This is a genomic window from Anaeromyxobacter sp. SG64 (assembly GCF_022690745.1).
GTDB lineage: Bacteria > Myxococcota > Myxococcia > Myxococcales > Anaeromyxobacteraceae > Anaeromyxobacter > Anaeromyxobacter soli.
Genome location: NZ_JALCZB010000023.1, coordinates 40,786 through 62,281 on the forward strand (window position 1 = coordinate 40,786; position 21,496 = coordinate 62,281).

Here is a 21,496-nt window from a genome sequence, read left to right on the forward strand (position 1 = left end):
CCGAGGTCACCGCGCGCGGGCGGCGCCGGCGCCTGCTGCGACCCCCGGCGCGCGCTCACGCGCAGCCTCGCCCGTCGGCTTCCTCGGCGGCGCGCCCTGGATCGCGCGCTTCGCCGTCACCGCCCCTGCCGACCACCGCGTGCCGTTCACCGTGGGTGCGCTGCTCACCCTGCGTGTCGGTCTCGAGCAGCGCGCGAGGTGTTCGACGGTAGGCGCGCTGCTCATTGATATCGCATCCACTTTGAGCAAAGCTGCCGAGCATGACGCGCACTCACCGTCGCGCACGTGCTCTGCTTACCGGCACCGCGCTGGTCACCTCCCTTCTCGCCCCGCGGAACGCAACCGCATGCTCATCGAGCGACCCCGGGTGCTGGGGTCGGCTGGCTCCCGCGGAAGGCGAGACGATCCCGGCGAACGCCCCTGCGCTCACCATGCGTGCCATCGGTGGCGGCGTGACGGTCCACCGCGCCGATGGGTCGCCGGTGCCGGCAGATCACGAGACCTCGCTCGACGGCTACTCCCTGGTGGTGCGACCGCACTCACCGTGGATTGCGGGCGAACGCTACACCGTGCGGCTCAGCTCGATGTGCTCGTCCGGACCGGGGCCGTGCCGGGAGTCCTCGTTCACGGCGACAGCCGCTGCGGCGGTTCCCGAGCGAATCGACGGCTTCTCGCTCGCCAACACCGGACACGGGAACGTGAAGGCAGGGGATCCCGGGCAGTGTGCGCAGGAAATCACGGCCGCGTGGGCCGCGTTTCGACTCGAGCCCGGAACCCTGTCGCCGTGGCTGCGCGTCACCGCCTGGGAGCTGTCGGTGGACGGGATGCGATGGGCAATCGAGGAGGCAGGAGCCGTAGGAGCCGATGGGCTCCTCGAGCCCGGCTCGAGCTACACCCCCGTGGAGCGCCGTCGAATTCTCCTCGTGCATGCGAGCTGCGGCGGGTTGACGAGTGCGGACCGCGGCCTGACGACCGGACGCCATTCCGCCGTGCTCTCCGCGCAGATTGCTGGCGGAGCGAAGATCGTCTCACCCATCGTGGACTTCGAGCTCGCCTGCAACGGGGGCATCGAAGATCCTCCGCCGGTAGTGGGCGCCGCGCGGCCGCTGCTCGATTCAGCGCCGCTGTGCGCAGAAAACGTATCCACCGGTGGAGACACGGGCGGCGCCACGCCCGGCACTGCGACGGATCCCGTCCGCTCCACAAGCGGCTGCTCCAGCGCCGGCGGCACGCCGGCCGTTTGGATGCTGCTCGCACTCGGAGTGATCGCGCTCGGTCGGGGCTCTCGACACGCACCGGCCTTCGTGAAGGCTCGCCGCCCGCCAGTCACGCCGCGGACCGGCGGCGACGATGAGCACGCGTCGAGTGTCGGCGATTCGGGGACTTGCTGAGGACGCGCGTCGACGCTCATTCAAATCGCGGCTGATCGACCGAGCCCGTGGCACGACGCGCAGGCCGCCGGTCCCGGCTTCCACGTTGGGGTCTGTCCCCGACTCACCCCGGGAAAAACAGAGGCCGCCTCGGAAGGCGGCCTTGGAGGAGTGGTGAGGGAGAGAATCGAACTCTCGACCTAGGGATTATGAGACCCTCGCTCTAGCCGACTGAGCTACCTCACCGAGAGGCTTTCGAGAACGCGGGTTTATAGGGCCTCGCGCGCGAGCGGTCAAGCGTGTACGGCGGGCGGGGAGAGGCTGCGGAACGGCGGCGAGGCCGCGCCACCTGTTACCATCCGGGGCATGCGCCCTCTCGCCATCCTGACGCTCCTCGCCGCCAGTGCCTGCGCCGCCCCGAGCTTCGTCGCGAACACCGGGCGCGTCGCGCCGAAGGGCGCGTTCCGCGCCGGCTTCGGCTCGGGCTACCAGGTGAACACCCAGGCCGCCGCGATCGTCCGGGACGGGCGGGACCTCGCCGAGAACCTGCGCTCCAAGGCGACGGCTTGCCCGGACGGCAGCGGCTCGTGCTGGAACGCCGCCGACGTGGAGCCGGTCGTGGACGCCGCGTTCCGGTTCGCGCTCGTGGCCCCGCTCTCGTCGCACACGGAGGTGTCCGCGCGCTACGGCTTCGCGCCCGGCTTCGACGGCGGGATTCACTGGGGCCCGGACTCGAAGGGCCTCGACCTCGGCTGGCAGGCGTTCGGCCCGCGCGACCCTGGGACCGACGGCTGGGCCGGGACGCTGCTCGCCGGCTGGGGAACGCGCGACCTCGGCACCTTCGGCGACGTCATCGAGAACGTCCTGCACGGCGACGCGGGGCTCACGGACTTCCAGCTCGCGTTCGTCGCCGGTCGCCAGTGGCGCGAGATCGCCCACACCTACGTCGGGGCGCGCTACACGCTCACGCGCTGGAAGGTCCAGGTCATCCCCGATCTCCCGATCGTCTACGACGGCGGCGCCGCGCAGGAGCGGCTGCTCGGGACGGACTCGACCGGCTTCGTGCACACGACGGGCGGCGTCTTCGGCGGCGCGCTCGGCTACAAGCACGTCTTCGTCGGCGCAGAGCTGAACCTCCTCTACACGGCGGGGAAGGCCGACGTGTTCTTCAAGGAGCGCGATCTCGGCGCGTTCGGCGTGATGCCGGCGGTCTACATCTACGGTCAGTACTGACGCGCCCCGCCAGCAGCCGGTTGCCTGCTGCGGCTCCCGTCCCCGGGCCTCGGCGGGGCACCGCGCCCCCTCGCGCCGGGCCGCCCCGCCGGATCCCCTGCGTCGCTTCCGGGCAGGGGATAGAAGTCCGGGGCACCGCGCACGGAGGGGACATGGCGAAGGCGGCGAAGGAGCTCGGCCGGAAGGCCGCCACGACCCGGAAGGACACGCCCGCCGCGCCCGAGCGCGCCGAGCACCCCACGTTCGCGCGGGAGGAGCTCCAGCGGATCCTCGCCGAGCGCGAGTCGTGGACGGAGGGCGAGCTCGCCGAGGCCCTCGGGAAGCTCGTCCACCGCAAGGCGCGCTTCGAGACCGACTCGGGGATCCCGATCCCCGACGTGCTCGATCCGGCGAGCGTGCGCGAGACGGACTACCTGCGCGACGTCGGCTACCCGGGCCGCTATCCGTTCACGCGCGGCACGCAGCCGACGATGTACCGCGGGCGGCTCTGGACGATGCGCCAGTTCGCCGGCTTCGGGAGCCCCGAGGACACGAACGGGCGCTTCAAGTACCTGCTCCAGCACGGCGTGACGGGGCTCTCGACCGCCTTCGACATGCCCGCGCTCATGGGCTACGACGCCGACCACCCGATGAGCCGGGGCGAGGTCGGCAAGGAGGGCGTGGCCGTCTCGACGCTGCGCGACCTCGAGCTCCTCTTCGACGGCATCCCGCTCGACGAGGTCACCACCTCGATGACCATCAACGCGACCGCGGTCATCGCGCTCGCGATGTACGTCGCCGTCGCCGAGAAGCAGGGCGTCCCGCGTGCGAAGCTCGGCGGCACGCTCCAGAACGACATGCTGAAGGAGTACATCGCGCAGAAGGAGTGGATGATCCCGCCCGCTCCCGCGGTGAAGGTGAACTGCGACGTCATCGAGTTCTGCGCCAAGGAGATGCCGCGCTGGAACCCGGTGTCGATCTCCGGCTACCACATCCGCGAGGCAGGGGCGACCGCGGTCCAGGAGCTCGCCTTCACGCTCGCGGACGGCATCGAGTACGTGCAGGAGTGCGTCGATCGCGGGCTCGAGGTGGACGCGTTCGCGCCGCGGCTCAGCTTCTTCTGGGACGTGCACAACGACTTCTTCGAGGAGGTCGCGAAGTTCCGGGCCGCGCGCCGGATCTGGGCGCGCACGCTGAAGGAGCGGTTCGGGGCCAGGAAGAAGGAGTCGCTGCTGCTCCGCACCCACGCCCAGACGGCCGGGGTCTCGCTCACCGCGCAGCAGCCCTACAACAACGTCGTCCGCACCGCCCTCCAGGCCTTCGCGGCGGTGCTGGGCGGCACGCAGTCGCTCCACACGAACTCCCTCGACGAGACCTACGCGCTCCCCACCGAGGAGGCGGTCACCATCGCGCTCCGCACGCAGCAGATCATCGCGCACGAGTCGGGCGTGGACCGCGTGGTGGATCCGCTCGCCGGGAGCCACTACGTCGAGTGGCTCACCGACGAGATGGAGCGGCGCGCCCTCGAGCACATCCGGCGCATCGACGAGATGGGCGGGATGCTGCGCGCGGTGGAGGAGGGCTACCCGCAGCGCGAGATCGCCGAGAGCGCCTACCGTTACCAGCGCGACGTCGAGGCGGGCGAGCGGATCGTCGTCGGCGTGAACGCGTTCAGGACCGAGGCGGAGGAGCCGATCCGGATCCTCAAGATCGACGAGACCGTGGCGCGCCGGCAGGTGGAGCGGCTCCGCGAGGTGAGGGCCTCGCGCGACGCGGCCCGGGCCGCCGCCGCGCTCTCCGCCATCGAGCGCGCGGCCAGGGACGGCACGAACGTCGTGCCGTCCGTCATCGACGCGGTGAAGGCCTACGCGACGCTCGGCGAGATCTCGGACGTCTTCCGCGAGGTCCACGGCGTTTACCGGGAGGACGGGCGCTTCTAGCCGCCGGCCGGGCCGGCTGGGTCGCGCCGTCGAGTCGAGCGGTCTTCATCCCGGCGGGTCGCTCGGGTGGCGAAACGCCGCGGAGTTGCGGTACACCAGCGGAGCGCTGGAACTGTCGTCATTTCAACGGAGACGAAGGCATGAGCCCCGCGAAAGAGCGTCCCCTCCGCATCGTCGTCGCGAAGCCCGGCCTGGACGGTCACGACCGCGGCGCCAAGATCATCGCCCGCGCGCTGCGCGACGCCGGCTTCGAGGTCATCTACACCGGCCTGCATCAGACGCCGGAGATGATCGTCGCCGCCGCCATCCAGGAGGACGCGGACGCGATCGGCCTCTCCATCATGTCCGGCGCGCACATGACGCTCTTCCCCGCGGTGGTCGAGCTCCTCGGGGAGAAGGACGCGAAGGACGTCGTGGTCTTCGGAGGCGGGATCATCCCGCAGGACGACGTGCCCAAGCTGAAGGAGAAGGGCGTCGCCGAGGTGTTCCTGCCCGGCTCGCCGACGCAGGGCATCATCGACTGGATCCGGGCGAACATCCGCCCGCGCGTCGCGGCCGCCTAGCGGCGCACGATCCCTGCCTGCGCCGGGCGGACTCGTCGCTTCGCTGCTCGGCGTACCGGAAGCAGTACGCCTGCGCTGCTCCGCTCCTCTTGCGCCCGGCTCGGCGACGGGCTCGTGCGCCTCGCGGCTTTCGGCTAACCGCCCGAGCCGATCATCGGCAGGAGCCCCGCGCCGCCCTTCGGCATCTCGTGGCGCTCGCCCTTCGCAAGGAGCGCCGTCCGCACCGCCCGGGCGATCTCCTCGTCGGAGGCGCCGGAGCGGACGAGCTCGCGCAGGGGCACGCGGTCCCGGCCGCCCAGGCAGGCGCGCAGGGAGCCGTCCGCGCCGACCCGCACGCGGTTGCAGCCGTCGCAGAAGTTCTCGGTCATGGCGCCGATGAAGCCCACGAGGCCGTGCACCGGCGCGCCGCCGACGTCCGAGGTGCCGCGCATGTGGTAGGCGGGCCCCCAGCCGCGCGTCGCGTCCGGCTCGAGGCGGATGCCCTGCGCCTCGAGGAGGCGCTTCACCTCCGAGGTCGGCACGGGCTTCCCCGGCCCGAACGGCATGAGCTCGATGAAGCGGGCGGTCGCGCCGAAGCGCCAGGCGAAGCGCGCGAGGTTCCCGAGCTCGTCCTCGTTCTCGTCGCGGACCACGACCACGTTCAGCTTCACCGAGTCGAACCCGGCGCGGAACGCGGCCTCGATGCCGGAGACGATCCGCTCGAGCGTCGCGGCGCGGCCGGAGATTCGCTGGAGCTTCGCCGGATCGAGCGTGTCGAGCGAGACGTTGAGGCGGGACACGCCCGCGTCGCGCAGCAGGGTCGCGTGCGTCGCGAGGGCGTGGCCGTTGGTCGTGAGGGCGATCTCCTCGATGCCGGGCGTCGCCTTCACGTCGCGCACGATGTCGAGGAGCTCGCGGCGGAGCGTCGGCTCGCCGCCGGTGAGCCGCACGCGCCGGATGCCGAGCTTCGCGAACACCCCGACCACGCGCGCGAGCTCGGGCCGCGAGAGGGGGTCCTCCTGCCGGTCCGGCCCCATCGGCGCGCAGTAGGAGCAGCGGAAGTTGCAGCGGTCGGTGAGGGACAGCCGCAGGTACTGGATCTTGCGCCCCTGTCCGTCGACGAGGGGCCCGCTCACCGGCAACGCGTTGACGGGCTCGGACACGCGCCCCTTATACCCGATAAGCGCGGTCCAGATCATCCGGTGGTGACGGCGGCCAGCGGCGGGGCAGGGCGCAGTTCCGGTGATCCGTGGGAGGGCCCCGCGCGAAGCGCGGGAGGGGCGAAGCCCCTCCGGCGGGGAACGGTCGCGAACCCGCGAAGCGGGCGCGACCGTTCACGGGCCCCGCCGAGCAGGGGTGGGGCCCCGACGACGGCGGCCAGCCGTCGGCGGGGCGGGGGACGCAGTCCCCCGTGAGATCAAATCGGCCTGGCCTGCGTCGTCCGCGCCAGGTCGGCGAGCTCCTCCGGCGACATCGAGAGGAACGCGTCGGCGCAGCGGGGATCGAACTGGGTCCCGGAGCAGCGCGCGATCTCGGCGCGCGCCGCGTCCACCGGGCCGCCCTTGCGGTAGGGCCGGTCGCTCGTCATCGCGTCGAAGCAGTCGGCGATCGCGAAGATGCGCGCGCCGATGGGGATCGCGTCGCCCGCGAGGCCGCGCGGATAGCCGCCGCCGTCGTAGCGCTCCTGGTGGCAGAGCACGATCTGCGCCGGCACGTCGAGGAACTCGACCGACTGCAGGATGTTGAAGCCGATCTGCGGGTGCTTGCGCATCTCTTCCCACTCGGCCGGCGTGAGCTTCGCGGGCTTGAGGAGGATCGCGTCGGGCACGCCGATCTTGCCGATGTCGTGGAGGAGGGCGCCGCGGCCGATGTCGGGCAGCTCCTTCTCGGTGAGGCCGAGCCGCTTCGCCACGGCGAGCGTGTAGCGCACGACGCGCTGGGAGTGGTCGCTCGTCTCGTGCTCGCGCGCGTCGAGCGCGGCGACGAGCGACCAGAGCGTCTGGGAGTAGGTGGCCTGCAGGTCCCCGAGCGTCCGCGACAGCTCCGCGGTCTTCTCGCGCACGCGGTTCTCGAGGCTGCGCCGGTAGCGCTGCCGCGCGAGCTCTAGGCGCCGTCGCCCGAGTGCCCGCTCGATCGCGCGGATGAGGTCCGTGACCTTGGGCGGCTTGAGGAGGTAGTCCGCCGCGCCGTTTCGCAGGCACTCGACCGCGGCCTCGGTGTCGCCGAAGGCGGTCAGCATGATGACGGCGGTGTCCGGGTGGAGCTCGCGGATCCGGTCGAGGAACCAGAAGCCGTCCTTGCCCGGCATCCGGACGTCGCTGATCGCGAGCGAGAACTCGCTCAGCCGGGCCGCGTCCAGGGCGGCCTCCGCCGAGGAGACCGCCGTGACGGCGTAGCCCTCCTCCCCGAGCAGGACCGCGATGACGTCGCGCACCGACGTGTCGTCGTCGACGATGAGGATCCGGGTGGGTTCGCTGGGGGACTCCGCCATTCGAGCGCTTCTTCCTTCGGCGAAGAGGGGGCGCCCAGAAGGGGCGGGTGCCGAAACTATAGCATGCAGGTCGCACCCCCAATGCCCAGCATTCGCCCGGCGGTCGCCCGTTTGAGCGCCGCGTCTTGACCTAGCGCCAGTCCACCGCTACATCCCGCGCGGCAACATGTCCGACACCCCGCGCAGCAGCCTGCCCGTCCTGGGCTCCGCCGGCGAGCCGCCGCAAGACCCGAGATCCATCCTCCAGGCCTTCCGGGAGCAGGGCGTGCCGATGACCGCGCGGAAGCCCGGCTGGCTGCGGGTCAACGTGCCGGGCGGCGAGCGCTACCAGAAGGTGCGCGAGACGGTGAAGGGGCTCGAGCTCCACACCGTCTGCGAGGAGGCGCACTGCCCGAACGTGGCCGAGTGCTGGGGGGGCGGGACCGCCACCGTCATGTTGATGGGCGACGTCTGCACCCGCGGTTGCCGCTTCTGCAACGTGAAGACGGCGGCCCAGCCGCCGCCGCTCGACGCGGACGAGCCGCGCCACCTCGCGGAGGCCATCGCGAAGCTCGGCCTCGACTACATCGTCGTGACGAGCGTCGATCGGGACGACCTGCCCGACGGCGGCGCCGGCCACTTCGCCGACGCGATCCGGCGCCTGAAGGCGATCCCCGGCCTCCTCGTCGAGGTGCTGACGCCGGACTTCCGCGGCGACGCCGCCGCGGTGCGCGCGGTCGGCGAGGCCGCGCCGGACGTGTTCGCGAACAACCTCGAGACGGTCCGCCGGCTCACGCCGGTCGTGCGGGATCTCAAGGCCGGCTACGACCAGACCCTCGGCGTCCTCGCGCAGATGAAGCGCGAGTTCCCGCGGATCGTGACGAAGTCCTCGATCATGGTCGGGCTCGGAGAGACCGAGGACGAGCTCGTCCAGGCGATGAAGGACCTGCGCGCGTCCGGCGTGGAGATCCTCACGCTCGGCCAGTACCTGCGGCCGAGCGCCTGGCACCTGCCCGTCGTCGAGTTCGTGACGCCCGAGAAGTTCGCGGCGTGGCGGGAGGCGGGCCTCGCGCTCGGCTTCCGGTACGTGGCGAGCGGACCGCTCGTACGGTCCAGCTACCGCGCCGCCGAGCTGTTCCTGAGGGGCGAGATCGCCTCGCGAGCCCCTGGTCCCTGACCGGAGCGACTCATGCGCCGAGAGCACGAGGTGGGGGCGGTACCGAGGCGGCAGCGCGGCAACCACCGCGAGTGGGAGCCCGGCCGCTTCGTGAAGGAGTTCCCGCTGTACCGCCTCGTCGCCGAGGACGGCGAGCTCGTCGGTCCGCCCGACGAGGTGACGCTGTCCGACGCCGAGGTGCTGAAGCTCTACGAGCTCATGGTCCTCAACCGGGCGCTCGACGAGCGGATGATCACGCTCCAGCGCCAGGGCCGCATCGGCTTCTACATCGGCTCCATCGGCGAGGAGGCCTCGATCCTCGGCTCCGCCGCGGCGATGGACGAGCAGGACTGGATCTTCCCCTGCTACCGCGAGCACGGCGCCGCGCTCATGCGCGGGATGCCGCTCGTCGCCTTCCTGTGCGAGCTGTTCGGCAACGCCGGCGACGCCCTGAAGGGCCGGCAGATGCCGTGCCACGAGGCCTGGCGGCCCGGCCGCTTCACCTCGATCTCCTCGCCCATCTCCACGCAGATCTCGCACGCCGTCGGCGCCGCCTGGGCGGCGCGCCTCAAGGGCGATCCGATGGTCGCCATCACCTACTTCGGCGAGGGCGGCACGAGCGCCCACGACTTCCACACCGGCCTCAACTTCGCGGCCGTCCGCAAGCTCCCGGTCGTGTTCATCTGCCGCAACAACGGCTGGGCGATCAGCGTGCCGCGCGAGCGGCAGACCGGCTCGGAGACGATCGCGCAGAAGGCCATCGCCTACGGCATGCGCGGCGAGCGGGTCGACGGGAACGATCTCCTGGCGGTGCACGCGGCGACGCGGCGCGCCCGCGCGCGCGCGGCGGCGGGGGAGGGGCCCACGCTCATCGAGTGCGTCACCTACCGCGTCGAGGGCCACTCCACCTCCGACGATCCGCGCGCCTACCGCCCGGCGGAGCTGGTCGAGCCGTGGAAGCGGAAGGATCCGCTCCTGCGCATGCGCCGCTTCCTCGCGCGGCGCGGGGCGCTCGACGACGCGGGGGACGAGCGGATCCGCGCCGGCGTGCGCGAGGAGCTGCAGCGGGTCCTCAAGGAGGCGGAGGCGTTCGCGCCGAAGCCGCCGCTCGAGTCCCTGTTCGAGGACGTGTACGCGGAGCCGACCCCGCTCCTCCGCGAGCAGCTCGCCGAGCTCGAGGCCGCGGTCGCCGCCGATCCGCGCGTCGCGAACCCCCGCCACTCCGACGCCTGAACGCCCGGGAGGTCCGCATGCCGACGATGAACATCATCCAGGCGGTGAACGACGCCCTGCGCCTCGAGATGCGTCGCGACCCCGACGTCGTGGTGATGGGCGAGGACGTCGGGAAGTTCGGCGGCGTGTTCCGCGCCACGCAGGGGCTGTACGACGAGTTCGGCGCCGATCGCGTGATGGACACGCCGCTCGCGGAGGGCGGCATCATCGGGACCGCGCTCGGCATGGCGCTCTACGGCCTGCGGCCCGTCCCGGAGATCCAGTTCGCGGACTTCATCTTCCCCGCGTTCGACCAGATCGTGAACGAGGTGGCGAAGTACCGGTACCGCTCCGCGGGTCAGTACTCCTGCCCCATGGTGATCCGCACGCCCTACGGCGGCGGCATCAAGGGCGGCCACTACCACTCGCAGTCGCCGGAGACGCACTTCGTCCACACCGCCGGGCTCAAGGTGGTCGTGCCCTCGAACCCGTACGACGCGAAGGGCATGCTCATCAGCGCCATCCGCGATCCGGACCCGGTGCTGTTCTTCGAGCCGAAGCGCGTGTACCGCGCCGCGAAGGGCGAGGTGCCCGAGGGCGAGTACCAGGTCCCCATCGGCAAGGCGAAGGTGACGCGCGAGGGCTCGGCGCTGACGCTCGTGGCTTGGGGCTCGATGTGGCACGAGGTCGAGCAGGCCGCGCGCGAGGCGGAGGCGGAGGGCATCGACTGCGAGGTCATCGACCTGCGCTCGCTGCAGCCGCTCGACACCGACACGCTCGTCCAGTCGGTGAAGAAGACCGGCCGCGCCATCGTGGTGCACGAGGCGCCGCGCACCTGCGGCTTCGGCGCGGAGCTCGCCGCGATCCTGCAGGAGAAGTGCTTCCTCCACCTCGAGGCGCCCATCACGCGCGTGACCGGGTTCGACACGCCGTTCCCGTACACGCTCGAGAACGAGTACCTGCCGCGCGCGCCGCGCGTGCTGAAGGCGATCCGCGAGGTCGTGTCGTACTAGGGCTGCCCCCGGGCAAGCGAGGCCGAACCCATGGCGTACAAGCTCGAGCTCCCCGACATCGGCGAGGGCGTCGTCGAAGCCGAGGTGCAGCAGTGGTTCGTGAAGCCCGGCGACGTCGTCGCCGAGGATCAGCCGCTCGTCGAGGTGATGACCGACAAGGCGACGGTGGTCATCCCCTCGCCGAAGCGCGGGCGGGTCGTGAGGCTGTTCTGGAAGGTGGGCGACGTCGCGAAGGTGCACTCGCCGCTCGTGGAGCTGGAGCTCGAGGGGGCGTCGGCGCCGCCGCCGTCGGCGCCGAGCACGGCCCAGGCGAAGGCCGGCACGGAGGCGCCCGCGGCCCGGGCCGCGACGCAGGCCGTTCCGCTCGCCGCCGCGCCGGGGGCGGCTCCGGCCCTGTCCCAGCGCCCCGCGGGCCAGAAGGCGCTGGCGACGCCGGCGGCGCGGGCGCTCGCGCGCGCGCTCGAGATCGACATCAACGCGGTGGCCGGCTCCGGGCCGGGCGGGCGCGTCACGAAGGAGGACCTCGCCGAGTTCCGGAACGCCACGAACGGGCATGGCCGCCCGGAGCGCGGGACCGCGCCCTCGGCCGAGGTCATGCCCGCGCGGCCGGCGGCGCCCATCCCGCTGCGCCCCGAGGGCGGCGGCGCCGAGGAGCGCGTGCCGCTCCGCGGGGTCCGCAAGCGGATCGCCGAGAACATGGCCCGCTCCAAGCGGACCGCCGCGCACTTCACCTTCGTCGAGCAGTGCGACGTGACGGAGCTCGCGCGGGTGAAGGACCGGATCGCCGCCGCCGCGAAGGAGGAGGGCGTCAAGGTGACGTTCCTCCCGTTCATCGTGAAGGCGGTCGTCGCCGCGCTGAGGAAGTTCCCGAAGCTCAACGCCACGATGGACGACGAGCGCGGCGAGCTCGTGCTGCACCGCCGCCACGACATCGGCATCGCCTCCGCGACGGACGCGGGGCTCGTCGTGCCGGTGGTGCGCGGCGCGGACCGGCGCTCGCTCGTCGAGCTCGCGCGGGAGATCGAGCGGCTCGCGCAGGACGCGAAGGCCGGGCGGGCGCGGCCGGAGGACATGGGCCGCTCGACCTTCACCATCACGAGCCTCGGCGCGCTGGGCGGGATGTTCGCGACGCCGGTCCTCAACTACCCGGAGGTGGGCATCCTCGGCGTGCACCGCATCCGACCCACCCCCGTGGTGCGGGACGGGCAGGTCGTGGTCCGGGACGTGATGCACGTGTCCATCACGAGCGACCACCGCGTCATCGACGGCCACGAGGCGGCGGCCTTCTGCTACGAGATCATCCGGACGCTCGAGGATCCGAACCTGCTCTTCATGCACATGGCGTAGGCCCGCGCTGATCGACACCCACTGTCACCTCGACAAGCTCGAGTTCGCGCCCGATCGCGACCGGGTCCTCGGGCGCGCCCGGGCGGCGGGCGTCTCGGAGGTCGTCGTCCCGGCGATCGGGCCCGACGGCTGGGCGGGCCTCGCCGGCTGGGCGCGCGCCACCCCGGGCGTGCACTTCGGGCTCGGCCTCCACCCGCAGCTCCTCCCCGAGCTCGACCCGCGGGACGACGCGCGGCACCTGGCGGCGCTCGAGGCCGCGCTCGCCGAGGGCGGCGCGGTGGCGGTGGGGGAGTGCGGCCTCGACGGGCCGAGCGTCGCCGCCGGCGCCCCGCTCGAGCGACAGGTGCGGGTGCTCCGCGCGCACCTCGCCCTCGCCCGGCGGCACCGGCTCCCGGTCGTGCTCCACTGCCTGAAGCTCCACGAGCCGCTCATCGCGCTCCTCGAGGAGGCGCCGCTCCCCGCAGGCGGCGTGCTCCACAGCTTCTCGGGCAGCGCCGACCAGGTGAAGGGCTACCTGCGCTTCGGCCTCCACTTCTCGTTCGCCGGCCCGGTGACCTACGAGCGCGCGCGGCGCCCCATCGCCGCCGTCCAGGCGGTCCCGCCGGACCGGCTGCTTCTCGAGACCGACGCGCCGGACCAGACGCCGCGCCCGCACCGGGGCCGGAACGAGCCCGCGTTCCTCCCCGAGATCGCCTCGGCCGTGGCGCGCGCCACCGGGCGCTCGGTCGAGGAGGTGGACGCGCTCACCACCGCGAACGCGCGGGCGCTCTTCCGGCTCGGGCCCCAGGGGCGGTAGAAGAGCGCGCGCATGGACACGCGTCGGCATCTTGCCGGGGGGGCGCAGACGGCGCGCCCCGCCGATCCCCCGGTCGCTCCGGCTCCCGCCTCGCCGCGCCACGACCGCACCGCGCGCCTCCTCGGCGCGGACGCCATGGAGCGGCTCGCCCAGGCGCACGTGGTCGTGCTCGGCATTGGCGGGGTGGGGAGCTTCGCGGCGGAGGCGCTCGTGCGCGCCGGGGTCGGGCGGGTCACGCTCGTGGACGGCGAGCGCGTGGACGAGACGAACGCGAACCGCCAGCTCCACGCGCTCGAGGGCGCGTTCGGCGCGCTGAAGGTCGAGGAGATGGCGGCCCGCCTCGCGCGGGTGAGCCCGGCCGTGCGGGTGGACGCGATCGCCGAGTTCTACTCGGAGGCGAGCGCGGAGCGCATCGTCCCGGCGGGCGTGTCGTTCGTCGTGGACGCGATGGACACCGTGGTCGCGAAGCTCCACGTCATCCAGCGCTGCCTCGCGCTCGGCGTCCCCATCGTCACCTCCCTCGGCGCCGCGCGGCGGCTCGATCCCACCGCCATCCAGGTGACCGACCTCTGCGAGTCGCACACCGATCAGCTCGGCAAGGACGTCCGCAAGTACCTGCGCCGGCGGCACGGGATCTCCGCGGCCGAGCCCACCGGCGTCCTCGCCGTCTGGTCGATCGAGACGCCGCGCGAGACGCTCGCGCTCCCGGGCGACGACGGCGGTGTCCCCGGCGCGCGCCCGCGCGGGTCGGAGGAGCGCCGCCGCGGCCCGAAGGTGTACGGCAGCGCGGCGTTCGTCACCGGCGCGTTCGGCCTCGCCGCCGCGGCCGCCGTCGTGCAGCGGCTCTCCGGCGTCGCGCCCGAGACGCACCGGATCCTCTCGGAGAAGGAGGAGGCGCGGCGGCGCAAGCGGCAGCGCGCCCGCTGAGCGGGCAGGCCATCCCTCTCGGGGGAGCCGCTTTCGTGTTGACCGTCGGCGTCCCGCCGATAGAGTCCCCGCGCGCGCGAGGTCGCGCGGTTACATCTTCACCCAAGGACTCCACCCAGGAGATCGCTCCATGGCCACCAAGACCTTCGACGCCGTCGTGATCGGCGCCGGCGTGGGCGGATACCCCGCCGCCATCCGGCTCGCGCAGCTCGGGAAGAAGGTGGCGCTCGTCGAGAAGGAGACGCTCGGCGGCGTGTGCCTGAACTGGGGCTGCATCCCGTCGAAGGCGCTCATCGCCGCGGCGAACCTCGTGGACGAGATCAAGCACGCGGCCGAGCGCGGCATCGTGGCCGGCGAGCCGAAGGTGGACGTCGCGAAGCTGCGCGAGTTCAAGAACGGCGTGGTCAAGAAGCTCACGAGCGGCGTCGGCCTGCTCGAGAAGGGCAACGGCGTCGAGGTGGTGAAGGGGACGGCGACCTTCGTCTCGCCCACGGCCATCGACGTCGAGCAGAACGGCGAGCGGACGCGCGTCGAGGCGCAGGCCTTCATCGTGGCGACGGGAGGCCGCCCGGTCGAGATCCCGGGCTTCAAGTTCGACGGCAAGGACGTGTGGAGCGCGAAGGAGGCCGTCGATCTCCCGGAGGTCCCGAAGCGCCTCGTCTGCATCGGCGGCGGCATCATCGGGATGGAGCTCGGCACGGTCTACGCGAAGCTGGGCTCGCAGGTCACGTTCCTCGAGGCGCTGCCGAACATCCTCACCGGCATCGACCCGGAGGCCGTGCGGTTCGTGCAGAAGAACCTGCGCCAGCGCGGCGTCACCGTGCACGTGAACGCGAAGGCGAAGGGGTTCGAGCGCAAGGGCGCCGCGCTCGCGGTCAAGGTCGAGGTGGAGGGGAAGGAGACCACGATCGAGTGCGACAAGATCCTCGTCGCCGTCGGGTTCCGGCCGAGCCCCGAGGGGCTGGGGCTCGACAAGATCGGCGTGAAGGTCGGGCCGAAGGGGATCGAGGTCGACGCGCAGTACCGGACGAGCGTGCCGTCGGTCTTCGCGATCGGCGACGTGACGGGTGGGCCGTTCCTCGCGCACAAGGCGTCGAAGGAGGGCGAGATCGCGGCGGAGGTGATCGCCGGGATGAAGTCCGCGCGCGACTGGGTCGCGATGCCGGGCGGCATCTTCACGGATCCGGAGATCGGCACCGTCGGACTCTCCGAGGAGGAGGCTCGCGCGCAGGGGTACGACCCCATCACCGGGAAGTTCTCGTTCGGCGCGCTCGGCCGCGCGATCGCGATCGACCACACGGACGGGTTCGTGAAGGTGGTCGCCGACCGCGCCTCGAAGCTCCTCCTGGGCGTGACGGCCGTCGGGCCGGAGGCGGCGGATCTCATCGCCGAGGCCACGCTGGCGCTCGAGATGGGCGCGTACCTCGAGGACGTCGCGCTCACCATCCACGCGCACCCGACCCTCCCCGAGGCGTTCATGGAGGCGTGCAAGACCGCGCTCGGCGAGCCCATCCACATGCTGAAGCCGCCCGAGCGCAAGAAGAAGGGCGAGGCCGCCGAGCCCGCGCGGGCGTGACGGGCGCCGCGAACGTGCGCACGCTCCTCGTCCACAGGCTCGGCCGCGTCGAGTACGAAGACGGCCTCGCGCTCATGCGCCTCGCGGGCGAGGCGGTGCGGGCCGCGACGCCGCCCGGGGTCGATCACCTCTTCCTGCTCGAGCACCCGCCGGTCGTGACGCTCGGGCGCGGCGCGGACCGGGCGAACATCGTCGCCGCCCCCGCCTGGCTCGAGAAGCAGGGCTTCGAGCTGCACGACACCGACCGCGGGGGCGACGTCACCTACCACGGGCCCGGCCAGATCGTCGGCTACCCCGTGGTCGACCTCGCCGACCGCCCCGACGTGCGCCGCTACGTCGCCGCGCTCGAGGAGGCGATGATCCGCACCTGCGCGGATTACGGGGTCGAGGCGGGGCGGCACGAGGAGCACCGGGGCGCCTGGGTCGGCCGCAAGAAGATCGGCGCGGTCGGCGTCCACCTGTCGCGCTGGGTGACCTCGCACGGCTTCGCGTTCAACGTCCGCACCGACCTCACGCACTTCCAGGTGATCGTGCCGTGCGGCATCGCCGATCCGCGCCTCGGGGTCACGAGCCTCGAGGCCGAGCTGCGCGAGCGGGGCAGGGCGGTGCCGGAGCTGCCGGAGGTGGAGGAGCGGCTCGCCGCCCACGCGGCGGAGGCCCTGGGGCGCGCGCGCGAGGACGCGTCCCCGGACCTGCGCACGGTCTCGGTGGTGCCGGTCGGCGCCGACGGGCGCGTGCTGCTCCTGCGCCGCAGCGAGGCGCGTGGCGGCTTCTGGCAGCCGGTGACCGGGCGCATCGAGGCGGGCGAGAGCGAGACGGAGGCGGCGCGGCGCGAGCTGCGAGAGGAGACCGGCGCGGACGTGCCGGTCGAGCCGCTCGGCTACCGGCACGCGTTCGGCGTCGACCCCGTCCTGGCACGGCTCCCCGGCGGCGCGCTGCGGCTCGCGGAGGAGACCGCCTTCGCCGCCCGGCTCCCGGCCGGCTTCGAGGTCCGCATCTCCGACGAGCACGCCGAGCACGTCTGGCTCACGCCGGCGGAGGCCCTCGAGCGGCTCCGCCTGGCGGGGCTGCGCAAGGCGGTGCGGCTCGCGACGGGCTCGCCCGCCTCGCGCTGAGGCCGGCTTCCCCGGCCAGGCGCCCGGACCCGGGAGACGTGTGGTCCGAGGTGGTCCGGGCGGCGGCTCGGCGCTGTCCCGCGTCCATGGCATGATGCGCGCCGTGGTCGTCACCGAGCGCCATCGCCTCCGCGAGAAGCTTCCGGACCTCGGCAACGCCGCGCGCACGCTCGCGCTGCGCGGCGTGCCGCGCGAGGTCCGCATCCCCGGGTGGACCGGGCCGACGTTCTTCTCCTCCGAGCTCGCCGACGGGAGGCTCCGCACGCTCGAGCAGTTCGCGAGCGGCGGCGCGGAGACGGCGGGCGTGACGGGCTGGGTGATCGGCTCCATGCGCGACCCGATGTCCTGGGGCGACGAGCCGCCCGCCGCGGTCTTCGTCCTCGAGCGGGTGAGCGGCCGCGTGCTGCTCGTCGACCTGGAGCAGGGGCAGCGGCCCGCGTTCGTGAGCTCGAGCGCGGGCCTGTTCCTCGACGCGATCGACGTGTTCCTGCAGTGGTGGGGCGCCGAGGAGCCGGTCGCGCAGCGGCTCAAGCGGATCCGCACGGATCTCGCCCGCATCGACCCGCCGGCGATGGCCTCGCCGGCGAACCACTGGCCGCAGTGGCTCGATGATCTGAACGAGAGCTGAACGGGGGCTGCGCCCCCGCCCCGCCGACGGCTGACCGCCGTCGTCGGGGACCCCACCCCTGCTCGCCGGGTCCCGTGCGCCGCCGCGAGCGGCTTCGCCGCTTCCGCGGCGTCGCCCCGGCGGGCTCGCTTCGCTCGCCTGTTCGCGAAGCATGATCGGCCGTTCAGCCGTGGCGGGACCGCTCGCGGCGGCCTCCCGGACCGCGCCGGTCGCCCGCTCGCGCCCCAGGGGGGTCGCGATCCCGGCCACAGTTGGTATCATCGCGGCTTTCGCCCGGAACTCCACACCATCCAGCCCCGCGGGATCCGTTCGATGATCAGCGTCGAGAAGATCGGTGGCACCTCGATGTCGGCGTTCGAGGACGTCCTCCGCAACATCATGCTGCGCGACCCGAAGCGCGTGCACGGCCGCGTCTACGTCGTGTCCGCCTACGCCGGCGTGACGAACCAGCTCCTCGAGCACAAGAAGACCGGCGAGCCCGGCGTCTACGCGCGGTTCGCGAACGGCGCGGACTACGCGAGCGCGCTCGAGGGGCTCACCGCCAAGCTCAAGGAGATCAACGCGGGCCTCGCCCCGATCGGCCTCGATCTCGCCCGCGCCGACGGCTTCATCGAGCGGCGGATGCGCGAGCTGCGCGCCTACCTCGACTCGATGCGCCACGTCCTCGCGAGCGGGTACCTCCGGCGCGACAACGTGCTGCTCGCCGCGCGCGAGATGCTCGCCGCCATCGGCGAGGCGCACAGCGCCTTCAACAGCGTCGAGATCCTGAAGGCGAAGGGCGTCGCGGCATCGCTCATGGACCTCACCGGCTTCGACGACGACGAGCCGTTCACCATCGACGAGCGCATCCACGCCTCGTTCAAGGGCGTCGACCTCGCGAACCAGGTGGTGGTCGTCACCGGCTACACGAAGGGCGTCGAGGGGATCATGCGGGAGTTCGACCGCGGCTACTCCGAGGTCACCTTCAGCAAGGTCGCCGTCGAGATCAAGGCGAACGAGGCGGTCATCCACAAGGAGTTCCACCTCTCCTCGGCGGATCCCCAGCTCGTGGGCGCGGAGAACGCGGTGGTGGTCGGGATGACGAACTACGACGTCGCCGATCAGCTCGCCGACGTGGGCATGGAGGCGATCCACCCGAAGGCGGCGAAGCCCATGGAGCTCGCCGGCATCGCCATCCGGCTCAAGAACACCTTCGAGCCCGACCACCCGGGCACGCTCATCACGAAGCAGTACACCGGCAAGCAGGCGCGCATCGAGATCATCGCCGGCTCGCCGAAGGTGACCGCGGTCGAGATCCACGATCCCTCGATGGTCGGGACGGTCGGCTTCGACTACGGGGTGATGGAGCTGTTCCGCAAGCACGGCGTCTCCTACATCCTGAAGGCGACCAACGCGAACTCGATCACGCACGTCGTCTGGGAGAAGTCGGTGAGCGCGGGCTTCGTCGAGGAGCTCGAGAACGCCTACGAGGTCGTGACCGCCGTGCCCTCCGCGATCGTCTGCGTGATCGGCACGAACATCGCGTTCCCCGGGGTCCTCGCCCGCGCCACCGCGGCGCTCGCCGAGAACGGCATCAACGTGAACGCCGTCTCCCAGTCGCTGCGCCAGACGAGCATCCAGTTCGTCATCAACCGCGACGACTACAAGCGCGCGGTGGTGGCGCTCAACTCGGCGCTCTGCCTCAACCCTCCCGTCGCGGCGTGAGGCTCGCGAGGGCGGCGTCCCGCGACCGCGGGGCGCCGCCGCCCGCGCACCCCCTCCCACCTTCCTGACGACCCGGCGCGGGTGGCACTTTCCATTCCGCGCGGGGGAGCGTGTCTCTCTCCGTAGACCGCGCCGGAATGATCCGGCCGACCACCGAGGTCTCCGAGATGAGAAAGACGATCGCCGCGCTGTCCCTCGCCGTGCTCGCGTCAGCGTGCGGGAAGCAGGACATCACCCCTGACGAGGCGCGGAGCGCCGTCCCCGAGTCGAGCGCCATCCGCATCGACACCCCGAAGGACAGCGCGGACGCTTCCTCCCCGTCCTCCCCGGCCGCGCTCACCGCGACCGCCGAGGCGACCTTCGACGCCCGCTTCCCCGCCCTGACGACCTCGGACTACGCGCGCTGGTCCTACGTCACCGCCTGGACCGTGAACGGCGGCGCGTGGTGGACGCTCGCGACGCTCCGCCTCGTCACGCTCCTCCCGCCGACCGCCTGCAGCGGCGACACGTGCACCTGGGGCCCCTGGGACGAGGAGAGCAAGGTCCAGGTCGGGCTCAAGGTGAAGCGCTGGCAGCTCGTCGTCACGAAGGTCGAGGAGGGCAAGTTCACCTACGAGCTCTCGGCCATGAACCTCCTCGTGCCCGGCCCGTTCCTCTCCATCGTGAGCGGCGTCGCCGAGCCCGCCGGCCCCGGCCGCGGCAAGGGGCAGCTCACCGTCTCCTTCGACAACGCGCGCCAGCTCCCGGAGTCCGAGCAGCGCTACGGGACGCTGACGATCCAGTACGACACCACCGCCGAGGCCCGCGTCGACGCGCAGCTCGCCGGCGGGCGCGACGAGCAGAACGGGAACCCGCTCGACGCCGCGTACGCGTTCGTCGCGACGGGCGCCGGCGGGGACCTCCAGGTGGCGTTCCGCGGCCAGGACCCGGCGGCGAACCCGGTGAACCTCTCGCTCCACGCGCGCTGGGACGGGACCGGCGCGGGCCGCGGCGACGCGCGGGTCTTCGCCGAGGACGTGAACGGGAGCTGGACGTTCGACTACGGCGCGAGCGAGTGCTGGGCGGGCAAGGCGGGCGCCTTCGCGCTCACCTACGACACCGATCCGGCCTTCGGCGACGTGTCGGCCTGCGCGAGCGCCTTCCAGGGCGAGCCGCAGTACTCGACGCTCGGCCTCCCCTGAGCGGGGCGGATGGCGCGGCTCGAGGTCATCGCGGGAGGGAGGGCCGGCCCCGCCGGCCCGCTCCCCGCGGCCACGCCGGCGGCGGGGCTCGTCGAGGAGCTCTACCGCCGACACGCCGCGGGCGTGCTCGCGCGCTGCCGCTACCTGCTGCGCGACGAGGAGGGGGCGCGCGACGCGGCGCAGGAGGTCTTCGTCCGCGCGCTGCGCGCGCTCCCCGAGCTGCGCGCCGCCGCCTCGCCGAGCGCCTATCTCCTCACCGCCGCGACGCACCACTGTCTCAACGTCCTGCGCGCCTCGCGGGCGGCGTGGCGGGACGAGCTTACGCGGCTCGCCCGGGAGCGGGTGAGCGAGGGCATCGCGCCGGACTCCCGCGAGCTCGTGCGCGCGCTCCTCGGCGCGGCGCCGGTGGAGGCGCAGGAGGTCGCCGTGCTCTACTTCGTCGACGAGCTGACGCAGGCCGAGATCGCGGCGGCGACCGGCCGCAGCCTCCCGACCGTCCGCAAGCGGCTGCGCGAGTTCCTGGGCGCCGCGCGCGGCGCGCTCCGCGAGGCGTTCCCCGACCTGACCCTGCCGGATCCGGAGGAGCTGCCATGAAGACCGAGCTGGGCGGCCCCGGCGTCGCGTGCTCGATCTCCCGGATCCGCCGGCTCGAGGCGGGCGAGCTGACGGGCGACGAGCGCTCCCGCACCGAGGCGCACCTCGCCGGCTGCGCGCGGTGCCAGGCCTCGGCGCGCGAGCTCGCGCGCGAGCGCGAGGCGCTCCACGCGTCGCTCCCGTTCGAGCGGTTCGCCGCGGGCGTCGCGGAGGGGCTCGCCCGCGCGGACGCGCCGGCCGCGGCCCCGCGCCGCCGCCTCCTCCGCGCAGGGCTGGCGCTCGCGGCCCTCCTCGTCGCCGTGGCGGCGGTGCCGCTCCTCCAGCGGCTCGCGCCCGGGCCGGACACGCAGGACTGGCGCGCCAAGGGCGCCCTCGAGCTCACCCTGTGGGCGAGCGAGGGCGACCGCGTGCGGACGCTCGGGGAGGCCGAGCCGGTGCCGGCGGGCGCGTCGCTGCGCGTCGGGCTCCCCGCGTCGCGTCACGCGCACGCCGCGGTGGCGCTCGTGGACGGGGACGGCGTGGCGGTCCTCTTCGCCGGGCGGGCCACGGCGGGGGCGGTGGGGGACGCGTTCGCGTGGACGGGCGCGGGGGAGGGGGCGCTCGTGGCGGTGCTCGACGACCGCCCCGTGGACGTGGGCGCGCTGCGGGCCCGGCTCGAGCGGCGCGGGGCGGAGGGCGCCGCCGGGGCGGGGCCCGCGGTGATCGTCCGGCCG

20 protein-coding genes and 1 tRNA gene are annotated in these 21,496 nt (G+C 73.0%); 17 read left to right on the forward strand and 4 right to left on the reverse strand.

Annotated features, from left to right (window positions below):
• Positions 1–55: 55 nt before the first annotated feature.
• The gene (locus MNZ29_RS09575; protein ID WP_242338139.1) at positions 56–271 is read right to left on the reverse strand and encodes a hypothetical protein; all 216 of its coding nucleotides are present in this window, start codon (positions 269–271) and stop codon (positions 56–58) included.
• 160 nt (positions 272–431) lie between these two features.
• Between MNZ29_RS09575 and MNZ29_RS09580 the strand changes: the two genes are divergently transcribed.
• Positions 432–1,391, forward strand: coding sequence for a hypothetical protein (locus MNZ29_RS09580; protein WP_242338137.1), 960 nt, complete (start codon positions 432–434; stop codon positions 1,389–1,391).
• Positions 1,392–1,542: 151 nt separating this feature from the next.
• On the opposite strand, the gene MNZ29_RS09585 is transcribed toward MNZ29_RS09580, so the two are convergent.
• A tRNA-Met gene (locus MNZ29_RS09585) sits at positions 1,543–1,616 on the reverse strand.
• 120 nt (positions 1,617–1,736) lie between these two features.
• Here MNZ29_RS09585 and MNZ29_RS09590 point away from each other — a divergent pair.
• The 3 genes from MNZ29_RS09590 (at position 1,737) to MNZ29_RS09600 (ending at position 5,085) form a co-directional block, all read left to right on the forward strand.
• The gene (locus MNZ29_RS09590) at positions 1,737–2,603 is read left to right on the forward strand and encodes a hypothetical protein (RefSeq protein WP_242338135.1); all 867 of its coding nucleotides are present in this window, start codon (positions 1,737–1,739) and stop codon (positions 2,601–2,603) included.
• A 152-nt stretch (positions 2,604–2,755) separates the two neighbouring features.
• Positions 2,756–4,522 (forward strand): methylmalonyl-CoA mutase, encoded by a 1,767-nt coding sequence (locus tag MNZ29_RS09595; protein WP_242355010.1) that lies wholly within the window; start codon positions 2,756–2,758, stop codon positions 4,520–4,522.
• A 140-nt stretch (positions 4,523–4,662) separates the two neighbouring features.
• Positions 4,663–5,085, forward strand: a complete 423-nt coding sequence (locus tag MNZ29_RS09600) for a cobalamin B12-binding domain-containing protein (protein ID WP_242338131.1) — start codon at positions 4,663–4,665, stop codon at positions 5,083–5,085.
• A 134-nt stretch (positions 5,086–5,219) separates the two neighbouring features.
• Here the strand turns inward: MNZ29_RS09600 and moaA are convergent, their stop codons facing one another.
• The gene (gene moaA / locus MNZ29_RS09605) at positions 5,220–6,263 is read right to left on the reverse strand and encodes a GTP 3',8-cyclase MoaA (RefSeq protein WP_255821247.1); all 1,044 of its coding nucleotides are present in this window, start codon (positions 6,261–6,263) and stop codon (positions 5,220–5,222) included.
• 218 nt (positions 6,264–6,481) lie between these two features.
• Positions 6,482–7,555 (reverse strand): HD domain-containing phosphohydrolase, encoded by a 1,074-nt coding sequence (locus MNZ29_RS09610; protein ID WP_242341469.1) that lies wholly within the window; start codon positions 7,553–7,555, stop codon positions 6,482–6,484.
• Between the two features lie 271 nt (positions 7,556–7,826).
• Between MNZ29_RS09610 and lipA the strand changes: the two genes are divergently transcribed.
• From lipA to MNZ29_RS09675, 13 genes are all read left to right on the forward strand, one after another.
• Positions 7,827–8,711 (forward strand): lipoyl synthase, encoded by an 885-nt coding sequence (gene lipA, locus MNZ29_RS09615; RefSeq protein ID WP_242355026.1) that lies wholly within the window; start codon positions 7,827–7,829, stop codon positions 8,709–8,711.
• A gap of 12 nt (positions 8,712–8,723) precedes the next feature.
• The gene (locus MNZ29_RS09620) at positions 8,724–9,923 is read left to right on the forward strand and encodes a thiamine pyrophosphate-dependent dehydrogenase E1 component subunit alpha (protein WP_242355012.1); all 1,200 of its coding nucleotides are present in this window, start codon (positions 8,724–8,726) and stop codon (positions 9,921–9,923) included.
• 17 nt (positions 9,924–9,940) lie between these two features.
• On the forward strand, positions 9,941–10,915 hold the full coding sequence (locus MNZ29_RS09625) for an alpha-ketoacid dehydrogenase subunit beta (protein ID WP_242341467.1): 975 nt from the start codon (positions 9,941–9,943) through the stop codon (positions 10,913–10,915).
• A 30-nt stretch (positions 10,916–10,945) separates the two neighbouring features.
• Entirely contained in the window at positions 10,946–12,262 is a 1,317-nt protein-coding gene (locus MNZ29_RS09630; protein ID WP_242355014.1) for a dihydrolipoamide acetyltransferase family protein, read from the forward strand.
• 7 nt (positions 12,263–12,269) lie between these two features.
• Positions 12,270–13,058 (forward strand): TatD family hydrolase, encoded by a 789-nt coding sequence (locus MNZ29_RS09635; RefSeq protein ID WP_242341191.1) that lies wholly within the window; start codon positions 12,270–12,272, stop codon positions 13,056–13,058.
• Positions 13,059–13,070: 12 nt separating this feature from the next.
• Positions 13,071–13,985, forward strand: a complete 915-nt coding sequence (locus tag MNZ29_RS09640) for a ThiF family adenylyltransferase (RefSeq protein WP_242355016.1) — start codon at positions 13,071–13,073, stop codon at positions 13,983–13,985.
• Positions 13,986–14,115: 130 nt separating this feature from the next.
• Entirely contained in the window at positions 14,116–15,561 is a 1,446-nt protein-coding gene (gene lpdA / locus MNZ29_RS09645; RefSeq protein WP_242341186.1) for a dihydrolipoyl dehydrogenase, read from the forward strand.
• Positions 15,562–15,575: 14 nt separating this feature from the next.
• The gene (gene lipB / locus MNZ29_RS09650) at positions 15,576–16,676 is read left to right on the forward strand and encodes a lipoyl(octanoyl) transferase LipB (protein ID WP_242355028.1); all 1,101 of its coding nucleotides are present in this window, start codon (positions 15,576–15,578) and stop codon (positions 16,674–16,676) included.
• 103 nt (positions 16,677–16,779) lie between these two features.
• Positions 16,780–17,304 carry an SUKH-4 family immunity protein gene (locus tag MNZ29_RS09655; RefSeq protein WP_242355018.1) on the forward strand — a complete coding sequence of 175 codons (525 nt, stop codon included), beginning with the start codon at positions 16,780–16,782 and terminating at the stop codon, positions 17,302–17,304.
• 312 nt (positions 17,305–17,616) lie between these two features.
• Entirely contained in the window at positions 17,617–19,008 is a 1,392-nt protein-coding gene (locus MNZ29_RS09660; RefSeq protein WP_242341188.1) for an aspartate kinase, read from the forward strand.
• Positions 19,009–19,175: 167 nt separating this feature from the next.
• Positions 19,176–20,189, forward strand: a complete 1,014-nt coding sequence (locus tag MNZ29_RS09665) for a hypothetical protein (RefSeq protein ID WP_242355020.1) — start codon at positions 19,176–19,178, stop codon at positions 20,187–20,189.
• Positions 20,190–20,198: 9 nt separating this feature from the next.
• Positions 20,199–20,783 (forward strand): RNA polymerase sigma factor, encoded by a 585-nt coding sequence (locus MNZ29_RS09670; RefSeq protein WP_242341190.1) that lies wholly within the window; start codon positions 20,199–20,201, stop codon positions 20,781–20,783.
• Positions 20,780–21,496 (forward strand): zf-HC2 domain-containing protein (locus MNZ29_RS09675; protein ID WP_242355022.1); only part of this gene is annotated, 717 nt, incomplete at its 3' end. The genes MNZ29_RS09670 and MNZ29_RS09675, both read left to right, overlap by 4 nt.